The sequence below is a fragment of the Streptomyces sp. NPDC016677 genome (genome assembly GCF_055562815.1).
The window spans coordinates 751,687-763,600 of the sequence record NZ_JBVHEO010000003.1 but is presented as its reverse complement, the minus strand read 5'-3'; the positions used below and the strand labels follow the sequence as shown (position 1 = coordinate 763,600).

Below are 11,914 nucleotides of genomic sequence, written 5' to 3'. Positions count from 1 at the left end.
CACCTTCTGGTGTGAACGTTCGGTTCATCAGATCACCGCCGCGACTCCCGAGGCGACGAGCTCCCGGACGAGGGAACTTGTCGCGGGTGTGCGCAACGCTTCGGCCGGTACTGGTCGTCCCGCGACGAGTGCGCGCATACACGACTCGGCCTCAACCGGCGCCCACCACTCGTCACCCGCCACCACGAGGGCGACACCGCCGTCGCGACGGCGCATCTCCGCTCGTGTGCTCAACAGGACCACCGTCGAGTCCGCATCCCATGCTTCGGGACCAATGTGACTGATCGCCTGCAGCGTCGGACGCGGGTCGAGGTAGTGCGTCTCCGCCTGTGTGGCGTGGAAAAGTTCGAGTGCCGATGGGCCGAGCCACTGGTCGAGAACCGAGCGCAGGGCCGCCGCGTGCCGGGCGCGTGCCTGGTCGTCGTCCAGATCAGGAATGTCCTGACGCATCAGGTCGCACGCGGTCGCCTGCCGCACCAGCCAGGTCAGGAAGTCCGCGTTGGTGGGCCGCAGTACGCCGATGGTCAAGTGCAGCGAGGGCTCGTTCAGCGGGGTCACCCTGTGCCACCAGCCGCGGGGCAGGTAGAGCACGCTGCCCGGGGTGAGCGTCCAGTCGTGCGCGTACTCGGTCGGCGGCTCGCTGAAATCATCGGGCATCGGCCATTTGCGGGTCGGCGGCTGCACCTGCCAGTGCTTTCGTCCCAGAAGCTGGACCACGAACACATCGTGGTCGTCCCAGTGCCCCGGGAAGCCCCCTACGTCTCCCCAGCTGGCATACATGTTGACGAAGGCGAAGGCCCGTAGCGCGCGCTCGACTTCCTGCTTCACGGCATGAACCGGTGAATGGACCTGGTCGATGGCGTCCCACACCATGGTGGCGCCGTCACGGATCTGCACGAGGAGGCGGGCGGTGTCGAGCATCTTGAGCGGGCCGCGCAGTGTGTGGACGGTGCGGTGGTAGGCCGATTCCGGTACGGTTTCACCCCGTTTCACCAGCCGGAACCTGGGAGCGGGCGGGCGCCGGTAACGAATCAGCTCGTTGAGGCTGCGCCACGACAGCAGGTGTGCGAAGCGGTCCGGACTGCCCGTCGCGCGCCACTCATGTCGGCCCATCACGTCCTGCTCGAACTCCCTGACGCCGAGCGGCTCGATGAGGGACGAGAAAGTGAAGTGGCCGACGTTCATCACGGATCGTTCGCTTCTTTTCGCTCGGATCATTTCAGGAGATCGAGTTTCTCTGCCGAGTGAGAGGTCCGTTCATACACCATCCGGTCGACGCGCCCCCGGTCAACGGAGATCCAGTCACCAGGATTCCAGCCGATCGCTCTAGTCGGGATTCCTTCGCGCTGGAAGCGATCCGTCAGATAAGTCACCAACTCCCACTCCGGAGGCTCACCGATACTCATGCCGACATCCCCGATCGGGTTACCGACCCCTTCAAGCCCGTTGCCATAGGGGAGGTAATAGCGCGGTCGCCCCGCCCGACATACGTCCGCAATACCGTCGGGACCAGGAGTGACGCTTGGAAGGCACCCCGTACGGTATTGCGTGAACAGCTCCCGCAGTCTGTCGAAAGGAAGAGCCAAGTAATAGTGCGGAAGACCGAGAAAGAAGGGACAGTGGAAGCGCGGCAACGAGCTGAGGAAGAAATCCACGGGCCCGTGGTCGTTCCGTGACGTACGGACGACATCTGCCATGTCACCGAGCGGGTCGACGCCGCTGTCGATCAATGAGATGGCTGTGAAGCCAGGTGTGGAGAAGCGATAGCAGCTCCCCCAGTTCCGCAGGTCCGAGTGGGGCGCCTGCCCCTCACGGACCGGTTGCTCCCCGAAGAAGGGCAGAATTTCCACGTGGATATCACCGATGACGATCGAGGAATACCACTCCGGTGCGCGTGCGTCGAGGCCGAAAAGTTTCAGGCTGCGCACCATGTCGTTGGGAGCGAGCAAGCTGGTACGCGGCACCGGCGGGACGACCACAGTCGTTCGGACAGGGTCGGCATGGGCCAGGATGGACGGCACACTGTAGTGATCGGCGTGCCCGTGCGTGATGAAAATGGCGTCGATTCCGCCGTCGACGGCGATGGGTGCCCGGGGGGCCCGGGGCATCCAGAAGGACACCGGATCCAGTATCACGGTCGTTGTTTCCGACCGGATGACGACACATCCGTGTTCGCGGCGATAGATGCCAGGGCGCTCGACGCGCGGGAACCCAGGCGTCGGCGCGACGTCACCATGAGTGAGCAAGGAGCGGAGCGTACGCGGCAGCCACGACAGATCACGTACTGTCTCCGCCTCGGTGGTCAGCGAGCGCACCACCGACGCGACCTCGACGGCCATCGACGCGTCGAACCGCGTGACCACCTGGTCCGCACTGCCGTTCTCCCCGAGCACGCGGAGGCGAAAAGCATATTCCACGGGCGGATGAAGGAGCGCCTCGGTCGCAACCGTACCCCCATCGGTGACCGCCCGCGCGTCAAGAAGAGATTCATCGGCCGAGGAAGCGGGATCGCGGAAAAGCGCCTCGACTGCCTTTCTGCACTGCTGCGGCTCGAATTCGAGAGCCATCCACCGCTGCAGCAGCGGACTCACGAAAGGAAGAGCCTCCGGCTCTCGCTCGATGATATGCAGCGTCGTTCCGTCCGGAACGATCATCATGCTTCCTTTTGACTGGTCACTCTTGACGCTTCCTCTACGCTAAGGAATCGGGCCAAGTGGGACACTAGCGCACTCCGGCCCGAGCAAGGAGGATGCCGATGGGTATCGGTTCGACTGTGTCGGCTCGGCGGAAAGGTCCCGATATGGTGATGGGCCGATCGTTTGCGCAGTCATTTCATTCGGTGTGATCTGACAGCAGAACGGGCGGACGGTGCCGGAAGACCGTGGCAGCAGGTCTCCCTCCGGGCTGAGGGCAGCACCGACGAGGGAACCGCGCGGTGCCGGCGCGATCACCTCCGAGGCCGGCACGGCCACACCCGCGACCGACCGGCCATCTGGCATGCCGTCTGAGCCCGGGATCCGCGGGCCGAGCTCTTCTGCCAAGCCCTCACCGGTCGACGGACGGCTCAGAACCCCGCCGGCTCCGTGTACACCCCCCACTCCTCCCGCAGCACCCCGCAGATCTCCCCGAGGGTCGCCTCCGCGCGCACCGCGTCCAGCATCGGCTCGATCATGTTGGTGCCGGAGCGGGCCGCGTCGAGCATGGCGTCGAGGGCGGCGCGTACGGCGGTGTCGTCGCGGGCCGCCTTGCGCGCGCCCAGCGCCCGTACCTGTTCCCGTTCCACCTCATGACTGACCCGCAGTATCTCCAGGTCGCCGGTGACGGAGCCGGTGTGGGTGTTGACGCCGACGACCCGTTTGTCGCCCTTCTCCAGCGACCGCTGGTAGCGGAAGGCGGACTCGGCGATCTCGCCGGTGAACCAGCCGTCCTCTATGCCGCGCAGGATGCCGGAGGTCATCGGGCCGATGGGGTGCCTGCCGTCGGGGTGGGCGCGCAGGCCCCGCTCCCTGATCCGCTCGAAGATCTTCTCCGCGTCGGCCTCGATCCGGTCGGTGAGCTGTTCGACGTACCAGGAGCCGCCGAGCGGGTCGGCCACGTTGGCGACGCCGGTCTCCTCCATCAGGACCTGCTGGGTGCGCAGGGCGATCTCGGCCGCCTGTTCGGAGGGGAGGGCGAGGGTCTCGTCGAGGGCGTTGGTGTGCAGGGAGTTCGTACCGCCGAGGACGGCGGCGAGGGCCTCCACCGCCGTGCGGACGACGTTGTTGTACGGCTGCTGCGCGGTGAGGGAGACGCCGGCGGTCTGGGTGTGGAAGCGCAGCCACTGGGACTTCTCCGACCGCGCGCCGTACACGTCGCGCGTCCAGCGGGCCCAGATGCGGCGGGCCGCGCGGAATTTCGCGATCTCCTCGAAGAAGTCGACGTGCGCGTCGAAGAAGAAGGACAGGCCGGGGGCGAAGGTGTCGACGTCCAGGCCGCGGGAGAGGCCCAGCTCCACGTACCCGAAGCCGTCGGCCAGCGTGTACGCCAGTTCCTGCGCGGCCGTGGAGCCGGCCTCGCGGATGTGGTAACCGGAGACGGAGAGCGGCTTGTAGGCGGGGATGCCGGCGGCGCAGTACTCCATCAGGTCGCCGATCAGGCGCAGGTGCGGCTCGGGCTGGAAGAGCCACTCCTTCTGGGCGATGTACTCCTTGAAGATATCGGTCTGGAGCGTGCCGTTCAGGACGGACGGGTCGACGCCCTGGCGCTCGGCGGCGACCAGGTACATGCAGAAGACGGGGACGGCCGGGCCGCTGATGGTCATGGAGGTGGTGACGTCACCGAGGGGGATGTCCCGGAACAGGACCTCCATGTCGGCGGCCGAGTCGACGGCCACCCCGCAGTGGCCGACCTCGCCGAGCGAGCGCGGGTCGTCGGAGTCACGGCCCATCAGCGTCGGCATGTCGAAGGCGACCGAGAGGCCGCCGCCGCCGTTGCGGAGGATCATCCGGTAGCGCTCGTTGGTCTGCTCGGCGTTGCCGAACCCGGCGAACTGGCGGATCGTCCAGGTCCGGCCCCGGTAGCCGGTCGGGTGCAGACCGCGGGTGAAGGGGTACTCGCCCGGCCAGCCGATCCGCTCGAAGCCCTGGTAGGTGTCCCCGGGGCGGGGTCCGTACACCGGCTCCACGGGGTCGCCGGAGAGCGTGGTGAAATCGGCGTCGCGCTTGCGCGCCGCGTCGTACCGGGCCTGCCAGCGTCGGCGGCCCTCCTCTATGGCGTCAGCGTCCATACCTCCGAATTTACTAGGACGTCCTAGTATCTGTCGACGGCATACCGCCGTACGTGTGTACGGCGGTGGCGGCGGGCGCGCTACGCCTTGACGGCGGCGGGTGCGGGCTCGGTGAACTTCGCCTGGAGTTCCGGGGTGATCTTGCGCTCCACGAAGAACGCGGCCGTCGGGATGGTCCCGGCGAGCAGCACCCACAGCTGCTTCTTGACCGGCCACTTCGCCTTGGCGCCCAGGTCGAAGGCGAAGACGAGGTAGATGACGTAGAGCCAGCCGTGCGCGATGCTGACGACGCGGGTGAAGTCGTCGGCACCGTTCATGTCCAGCACGTACTTGCCGATCATGCCGAGGCACAACAGGATCAGCAGGACACCGGTGACGTACGCCATGACCCGGTAGCGGGTCAGCACGCTCTTTTTCATGAGTACGAGCGTAACGAGCCGTTCCGGGCGATCTTGCGGCGCCCCGCCCCCGGCTCAGTCCTCTTCGAAGTCGCCCGCGGCCACCCGCAGGGGGCGCAGCATCGCGAAGATCTCGCCGCACTCCTCGGCGTCGTAGGCGCCCAGGCCGAAGTCCACGGCCATCAGGTCGCGGGTGGCGGATTCGACCACCTCGCGGCCCTTGTCGGTGATCGAGGCGAGGGTGCCGCGACCGTCGTTGGGGTTGGGGCGCTTGGCGACGAAGCCCGAGGTGACCAGGCGGTCGACGGTGTTCGTGACCGAGGTGGGGTGGACCATCAGGCGCTCGCCGATCTTCGACATCGGCAGTTCGCCCGACTTGGAGAAGGTGAGCAGCACCAGCGCCTCGTACCGCGCGAAGGTCAGCCCGTACGGCTTGACCACCGCGTCGACCTCGGCCAGCAGGATCTGCTGGGCCCGCATGATCGAGGTGATGGCGGCCATGGAGGGCACGTTGCCCCAGCGGCGCTTCCAGCTTTCGTCGGCGCGGGCGATGGGGTCGAAGGAGAGACTGAGGGGCTTCGGCACGGCATCAGACCTTACCGGCCGGTCACATGCCGGTCAGCTCCGTCCCGCTTTTCGGACCGGGCGGCACCGGCCGCCGACCCCGGCCACTGACCCCATCGGCCACTGGCCCGATCGGTCACGGGCCCGACCGGTCGCGGGCCCGGACGGTCGCGGGCCCGGACGGTCGCGGGCCCGATCGGTCGCGGGCATGGCGATGCGAGGGGCGGTGCGTCCGGTATGTAACGATGCGTGGTGGATCGTTACGCTTTCTCACCTCTGTTTCAGGGAGCAGCATGTTCCGGCTGATCCGCGCCCTCGCGCCCCTCACCGCCCTCGGGCTCGCGGCGGGCTGTTCCTCCGCGGCCGACGTCGACGAGGCGTCCGTGGCCGCGGTCCCCTCCAAGAAGGGGGCCGGCTCCGAATTCTGGGTCGACCCGGACAGCCCCGCCGCCCGGCAGGGCCGGCAGTGGCAGCGCCAGGGCCGCTCCCAGGACGCCGAACTCCTCCAGCGGATCGCCGGACAGCCCGCCGCGCTCTGGCCGGCCGGCGAGATCGACCCGACGCCGCTGGTGCGCCGGGCCACCCGGGCGGCGACGAAGGCGGGGAAGACGGTCCTGCTGACCGCCTACAACATCCCGCACCGCGACTGCGGCCAGCACTCCGCCGGGGGCGCGGCAGGCGCGGCGGCCTACCGGCAGTGGATCGGGAAGTTCGCCGACGCCATCGGCGGCGCCAGGGCGCTGGTGGTGCTGGAGCCCGACGCCGTCGCGCACATCGTCGACGGCTGCACGCCCGGCGAGCTGCACGCCGAGCGGGAGCGGCTGCTGGGCGAGGCGATCACCCGGCTGAAGGAGCAGCCGCACGTCAAGGTGTACCTGGACGCGGGCAACCCGGCCTGGATCAAGGACCCCTGGGCGCTGGTCGAGCCGCTGAAGCGGGCCGGGATCGAGGCGGCCGACGGCTTCGCGCTCAACGTCTCCAACTTCCAGACGAACGCCGACACCACGGCGTACGGCAAGAAGCTGTCCCAGGGGCTGGGCGGCAAGCACTTCGTGATCGACACCAGCCGCAACGGGAACGGGCCGCTGCCCGGCGTCTGGTGCAACCCGCCCGGCCGGGCGCTGGGCACCCGGCCGACCACCGACACCGGGGACCCGGTCGTCGACGCGTACCTGTGGATCAAGCGGCCCGGAGAGTCGGACGGCACCTGCGCGGGCGGGCCGGACGCCGGGCGGTGGTGGCCGGAGTACGCGCTGGGGCTGGCCCGTCATGCCCGTGACGCGGGATGACCTGGCCTACTCGACTTTGATCCACTTCGCCTTCGACGGGGTGCCGGCCGAGTCGGTGACGAAGAGCATGTACCAGCCGGGCGGGACCAGGGTGCGGTCCTCGGGGATGTCGAAGGTGACCGACTTCCCCTTCTTGGTCACGTCGAGTTCGATGGAGCGCTGTTCGACGTCGGTGGTGTGGGTCACCGCGCTCGGGCGCATCAGACGGGCCTCGGCGATCCGGTCGGGGTGGTCGGTGCGGTAGGTGACGCGGTGGTTGGCGTCGAGGGTCTCCGGGCCGTCCTTCAGGGCCGGGCGGGCGGCCGTGTTGCGGTGCAGGGCCGGCGGGGTGAAGACCTCCATCCGCTGCTCGAAGTGGCCGAGCTTGGTGTTCTGCTGGTCGTCGAAGAGCGGGTCGGAGCCGAAGGTGGCGACCCGGCCGTCGGGCAGCAGCAGCGCCTCGGAGTGGTAGTTGCGGCCCACGGCGGGCGCGGCGGCCTCCTTGAAGGCGTTGGTCCTCGGGTCGTAGAACTGCGCCTTGAGGATGTTGCTGGCGCTGCGCCCGCGGTAGTCCTCGGAGCCGTTGGACGTGAAGACGGTGTCGTCCGGCATGATCACGCTGTTCAGGTAGCGGGTGCCCTGGGGGAGGTCGGGGCCGGGCTCGAAGGCTGGGTTGTCCTCCTTGAGGTCGACGACGGCCGTGCGCGGGGTGGACTTCTTCGACTCGCCGACCCCGCCGCCGCCCAGCACCATCACCTTCTGGTCCTGCGCGGGGGGCAGGAGGAGGGAGGCGGAGGTTTCCAGCTGGTCGGGGTCGGTGAGGCCGGGGACCTTCTGGAAGGTGTTGGTCTCCAGGTCCCACAGGCCGGGGACGCGGCCCTGGTCGGCGGGGCCGTAACCGGCGTTGGAACCGGAGTAGAAGAGCTTGCCGCCCTTGGTGAGGAAGAGGGCGGGGTAGGTGGGGAAGTAGCGCTTGGGGCCCGGTGACCACTTCTTGGTCTTCGGGTCGTAGATCTCGTTGTCGCCCGGGTCGATCATGCCGACGTCGTCCAGGCCGGAGGCGGCGAGGATGCGGCCGTCGTCCAGGCCGACGAGGGTCGGGTACCAGCGGGCCTTGTCCATCGGGTCGACGGGGATGTACTTCTCGGCGACCGGGTCGAACTCGTAGGCGGCGCGGATGCCCTGGTAGTCCTGCTTGTCGAGGGTGATCCTCTCGCTGAGGCCGTACGTGTTGTCGGCGTCCTTGCCCTTCAGGCCGACGATCTCGTACTGGGCCTGGGTGTCGGTGACCGACAGCGGGCCCTTCTCGGCGGCCTCGACGAAGACGCGGCGCTCGCTGGCGGTGATGTTCGTCTTGTACGGCTGGACGACGCCGCGTTCGTCGCGGGTGATCTCGAACTCGCGCTCCGCCTTGGGGACGGTCACGTCGAACTTGGAGACGTACTCGACGCCGGCCGGCGAGCGGAAGCGGGTGCCCTTGGGGAGGTGGACGGCCTTGTCGGGGTTCTCGTTCTTCACGCGCATGCCGCCGCCGGCCCGCTCGACCTCGCCGTCGAGGAGTTCGTAGCGGGCGGTGCCGCCGGCCACCAGCATGCGTCCGTCGGGGAGCTGGGCGTGGCCGGAGCAGAAGAAGTCCTCCGGGGTGGGGATCTTCTTGAAGGTGTTCTTCTCCGGGTCCCACAGGACGGTGTCGAAGGAGCCCGCGTCGAACTTCTTCTGCTCGTTGCCGGAGCCGGCGACGATCAGCACCTTGCCGGTGTGCAGGAGAGCGGCGTGGATGGCGTTGGTGCGGTACTCCTCCGGGATGTCGACCTGGTTCCAGGAGCCGTACTGCGCCTTGTAGGCCGGGCGGGAGATCTTGTACGCGTGGTACTTCTCGCCGGCGAAGTCGAGGGCGGCCGGGGCGTTGAGCGCGGCCAGGACCGCCAGGCCGCCCACGCCCAGGACGGTCTTCTTGGTCTTCTGCGAGGGCTGGTAGGCCATGGCCTAGTGACCTCCTGTCATGGTGCCGGAGACGGTCGACGTGATGCCGGTGGTGGCGAAGGCGGCGGTGGCAGAGGCAGTGGCGGTGGCGGTGGCGGTCGCTTGGGGGACGTCGGGCGGGTAGGCGGGCATGGGGGGTGCCGCGGGGGTGGGGGCCGCCTTCGCCTTGCGTGCGCGGTGGGCCGTGGTGGCCCAGACCGCGAAGGGGGCCAGGGAGATCGCGGTGGCCAGGAACGCCCAGGTGCGCATCGCCACGTGGGTGTGGTCGAGGACCGCGGACGCGATCAGGGCGGCGACGAGGACGGTCGCCCAGGTGAGGTGGATGCGGAAGGTGAGGGGGCGGTCGGGGCTGGCGTCGCCGCCCTTGGGGGTGACGACGAAGCGGCTGGGGCGGCGCAGGAGCGCTTCGCTGAACGACTTGAGGTAGATCGGGGCGGAGATGGCCGACATCGCCATGCCGGCCAGGCCGCCGGAGCCCTCGGGTTCGTGCGGGGAGACGTTGTGGCGGCGGTTCCACAGGTAGAGGCCGACCTGGAGGGCGGCGGCGTCGCTGTAGAGCATCAGCCAGACGGAGGCGGCGACCTCGGTGCCGGAGGCGCCGAAGCAGAGGAAGAGGAGGCAGCTGAGGATGCCGAGGAACCAGTTGACGGCCGTCATCGGGTAGTAGACGAGCATCAGGGTGTAGGAGAGCAGGCGGCCCGGGGGCATCCGGAAGAGGGCCTTGCGGTACTGCTTGAAGAGAGTCTCGTAGGTACCTCGGGACCAGCGCATCTGCTGGGTGAAGAAGTCGGTCCAGGAGGCCGGGCCCTCACCGACGGCGAGGACGTCGGGGGTGTAGACGGACTGCCAGTGGTGGCCGGTCAGCGGGTTGCGGCGGCGGTGGATCTCGAAACCGGTGGCCATGTCCTCGGTGATCGAGTCGTACAGGCCGCCCACCTGTTTCACGGCCGCGATCCGTACGACGTTGTTGGTGCCGACGAACATGGGGGCGCGGTAGCGGTTGCCGGCCCGCTGGATCAGGGCGTGGAAGAGGTACTGCTGGGACTCCGCGGCCTTGGTGACGGGGTTGTGGTAGTTGCCGTACACCTGGGGGCCGACGACGAAGGCGACGTCCGGGTCACGGAAGTAGCCGAGCATCCGCTCCAGGAAGTCGGGGAGCGGGACGTGGTCGGTGTCGACGGAGGCGAAGAAGTCGTAGGAGTCGCCGTGCATGGCGATCCAGGCGTTGTAGTTGCCGTGCTTGGTGCGGGCCTTGTGGACGCCGCTCTCCTGGTTCCACTCGGGGACGCCGTGGCGGGTGAAGTGGCGGACGCCCAGCTCTGTGCAGAGGGCCTTGGCGGCGGGGTCGTCGCCCTCGTCGAGGAGCCAGACGTCGAGAGTGCCGGGGTGTGTGATGCGGGTGGCGCCTTCGAGGGTGGCGCGGACCATGGAGAGGGGTTCCTTGCCCGGGACGTACGTGGTGAGGAAGGCGACGCGGGTGCCGGGTTCGGGGGTGACGGGGACGGGGTCGCGGGCGACCATCGTGGCGTGGGCGATGGAGACGACGTTGACGACCATGAACAGTTCGATCAGGCCGATCGCTATGAGCATGGTGACGTCGAGGGCGGTCAGCCAGCGGTCGGCGCCCTCCCTTTCCACCCAGTGGGTGGGCCAGACGAGGTAGACCAGCAGGGCGCCGGTGAGCAGCGGCGCGAGGGTCATGAGGAGGACGGCTTGTATTCGGTGGGGCTCGCGGGAGAGCAGCGAGGTGTACTGCACCCGGTACGCGGTGCCGGACGGCTCCGTGAGCGGTCCGGCCAGTCGGCTGTGGGTGTCGTAGTCGTAGCCCTCCGGCCGCACAGCGCCCTCCAGTGAGTGGGGAGTGATCTAGCGATCTACCCATACGAAAGTGGAGATTTGGGGGCGTGTCGAACTGGGGGCGTCCAGGTGGGTGGGATGCCCGCGGCGCCTGTGCGGGTTCGGTGGGGGTGCGCGTAGCGCCCAGGGTGCGGTGGGTGGGTCGGGGCCGGGGTGGGGGGTGTCCGTCCTCGGAACGGCGCGGAATCGGTCGCTTACGGGGGTGCGGCGGGTTGACGCGCCAACCGCTGCGGGCGGACACCCCCCACCCCGTCCCCTCTCCGCCGTACGCGCGTGCGGGTACGTCCCCATGCGGCCGACGCGGCATCGGGGACCCGCTCACTCGCGCGGGACGCGGGGCCGCTCACTCGCGCGGGCCGCATATCCGCTCGCCGGGGCGGGGGACGGCGGGCGCGGCGGCACCCCGCTCGCGCCACGCCCCCGCCCCGCCGCGTCACTCCGACAGGTGCCGCTCCACCGTCGCGACCTTGGACGTGAGTCCGTCCGTCACGCCGGGGCGGATGTCGGCCTTCAGGACCAGGGAGACCCGCGGGGCCCTCGCCTCCACCGCCGCGACCGCGCGCTTGACGACGTCCATGACCTCGTCCCACTCACCCTCGACGGACGTGAACATCGCGTCGGTGCGGTTCGGCAGGCCCGACTCGCGGACCACCCGTACCGCGTCGGCCACGTACTCCCCCACGTCCTCGCCGACGCCCAGCGGCGTCACGGAGAAGGCGACGATCATGCGTTCACGACCCCTTCCTGGCGGGCGCGGGACGCGATCACCGCGTCCTCGGCCTCCCGCTTCAGCCGCCGCTCGGCGAAGAAGCCGCCGGTGGGCAGGACCGAGAGGACGAAGTAGAGGATGCCGGTGCCGGCGGACCACTTGGCGCGGTTCCACGCGTCCGCCCAGAAGATCACGTACAGGACGAACAGGATGCCGTGGACCATGCCCATCACCGGCACGGCGTTGAAGTCGGTGGTGCGCTTCAGCACCGAGCAGACGAGCAGGAGGAGGAAGGAGATCGCCTCGGGTGCGGACACCAGGCGGAGGCGGCGGAGGGCTGCGGCGGTCTTGAGGTCCACGGTGGTCACCT

The 11,914-nt window shown here is 68.9% G+C and carries 10 protein-coding genes; 1 reads left to right on the top strand and 9 read right to left on the bottom strand.

What is annotated here, in order from left to right; genetic code table 11:
• Positions 1-27: 27 nt before the first annotated feature.
• The 5 genes from ACZ3IG_RS13265 to ACZ3IG_RS13245 all read right to left on the bottom strand — a co-directional run bounded on the left by ACZ3IG_RS13265 (position 28) and on the right by ACZ3IG_RS13245 (position 5,748).
• Positions 28-1,185 (bottom strand): cupin domain-containing protein, encoded by a 1,158-nt coding sequence (locus tag ACZ3IG_RS13265; RefSeq protein ID WP_467431679.1) that lies wholly within the window; start codon positions 1,183-1,185, stop codon positions 28-30.
• 29 nt (positions 1,186-1,214) lie between these two features.
• Positions 1,215-2,657, bottom strand: coding sequence for an MBL fold metallo-hydrolase (locus tag ACZ3IG_RS13260; RefSeq protein WP_467431551.1), 1,443 nt, complete (start codon positions 2,655-2,657; stop codon positions 1,215-1,217).
• Between the two features lie 407 nt (positions 2,658-3,064).
• The gene (locus ACZ3IG_RS13255) at positions 3,065-4,765 is read right to left on the bottom strand and encodes an acyl-CoA mutase large subunit family protein (RefSeq protein ID WP_467431550.1); all 1,701 of its coding nucleotides are present in this window, start codon (positions 4,763-4,765) and stop codon (positions 3,065-3,067) included.
• A gap of 80 nt (positions 4,766-4,845) precedes the next feature.
• The gene (locus ACZ3IG_RS13250; RefSeq protein WP_467431549.1) at positions 4,846-5,184 is read right to left on the bottom strand and encodes a DUF3817 domain-containing protein; all 339 of its coding nucleotides are present in this window, start codon (positions 5,182-5,184) and stop codon (positions 4,846-4,848) included.
• A gap of 54 nt (positions 5,185-5,238) precedes the next feature.
• Complete coding sequence (locus tag ACZ3IG_RS13245; protein WP_467431548.1) at positions 5,239-5,748, bottom strand: MarR family winged helix-turn-helix transcriptional regulator; 510 nt, start codon at positions 5,746-5,748, stop codon at positions 5,239-5,241.
• Between the two features lie 272 nt (positions 5,749-6,020).
• Between ACZ3IG_RS13245 and ACZ3IG_RS13240 the strand changes: the two genes are divergently transcribed.
• Positions 6,021-7,016, top strand: coding sequence for a glycoside hydrolase family 6 protein (locus ACZ3IG_RS13240; protein WP_467431546.1), 996 nt, complete (start codon positions 6,021-6,023; stop codon positions 7,014-7,016).
• A 6-nt stretch (positions 7,017-7,022) separates the two neighbouring features.
• On the opposite strand, the gene glxA is transcribed toward ACZ3IG_RS13240, so the two are convergent.
• The 4 genes from glxA to ACZ3IG_RS13220 form a co-directional block, all read right to left on the bottom strand.
• Complete coding sequence (gene glxA, locus ACZ3IG_RS13235; RefSeq protein ID WP_467431545.1) at positions 7,023-8,978, bottom strand: radical copper oxidase GlxA; 1,956 nt, start codon at positions 8,976-8,978, stop codon at positions 7,023-7,025.
• A 3-nt stretch (positions 8,979-8,981) separates the two neighbouring features.
• Positions 8,982-10,817, bottom strand: coding sequence for a glycosyltransferase family 2 protein (locus tag ACZ3IG_RS13230; protein ID WP_467431544.1), 1,836 nt, complete (start codon positions 10,815-10,817; stop codon positions 8,982-8,984).
• A 451-nt stretch (positions 10,818-11,268) separates the two neighbouring features.
• Positions 11,269-11,562, bottom strand: coding sequence for an MTH1187 family thiamine-binding protein (locus tag ACZ3IG_RS13225; RefSeq protein WP_189414869.1), 294 nt, complete (start codon positions 11,560-11,562; stop codon positions 11,269-11,271).
• Positions 11,559-11,903, bottom strand: a complete 345-nt coding sequence (locus tag ACZ3IG_RS13220; RefSeq protein WP_215165727.1) for a DUF3817 domain-containing protein — start codon at positions 11,901-11,903, stop codon at positions 11,559-11,561. Before ACZ3IG_RS13220 ends, ACZ3IG_RS13225 begins: the two co-directional genes overlap by 4 nt.
• Positions 11,904-11,914 lie beyond the last annotated feature (11 nt).

Excerpts from the sequence above, each read along its gene's own strand:
- ACZ3IG_RS13250 (WP_467431549.1), bottom strand. The coding sequence starts at position 5,184 with ATGAAAAAGAGCGTGCTGACCCGCTACCGGGTCATGGCGTACGTCACC.
- ACZ3IG_RS13265 (WP_467431679.1), bottom strand. The coding sequence starts at position 1,185 with ATGAACGTCGGCCACTTCACTTTCTCGTCCCTCATCGAGCCGCTCGGC.
- ACZ3IG_RS13260 (WP_467431551.1), bottom strand. The coding sequence starts at position 2,657 with ATGATGATCGTTCCGGACGGAACGACGCTGCATATCATCGAGCGAGAG.
- ACZ3IG_RS13255 (WP_467431550.1), bottom strand. The coding sequence starts at position 4,765 with ATGGACGCTGACGCCATAGAGGAGGGCCGCCGACGCTGGCAGGCCCGG.
- ACZ3IG_RS13225 (WP_189414869.1), bottom strand. The coding sequence starts at position 11,562 with ATGATCGTCGCCTTCTCCGTGACGCCGCTGGGCGTCGGCGAGGACGTG.
- glxA (WP_467431545.1), bottom strand. The coding sequence starts at position 8,978 with ATGGCCTACCAGCCCTCGCAGAAGACCAAGAAGACCGTCCTGGGCGTG.
- ACZ3IG_RS13240 (WP_467431546.1), top strand. The coding sequence starts at position 6,021 with ATGTTCCGGCTGATCCGCGCCCTCGCGCCCCTCACCGCCCTCGGGCTC.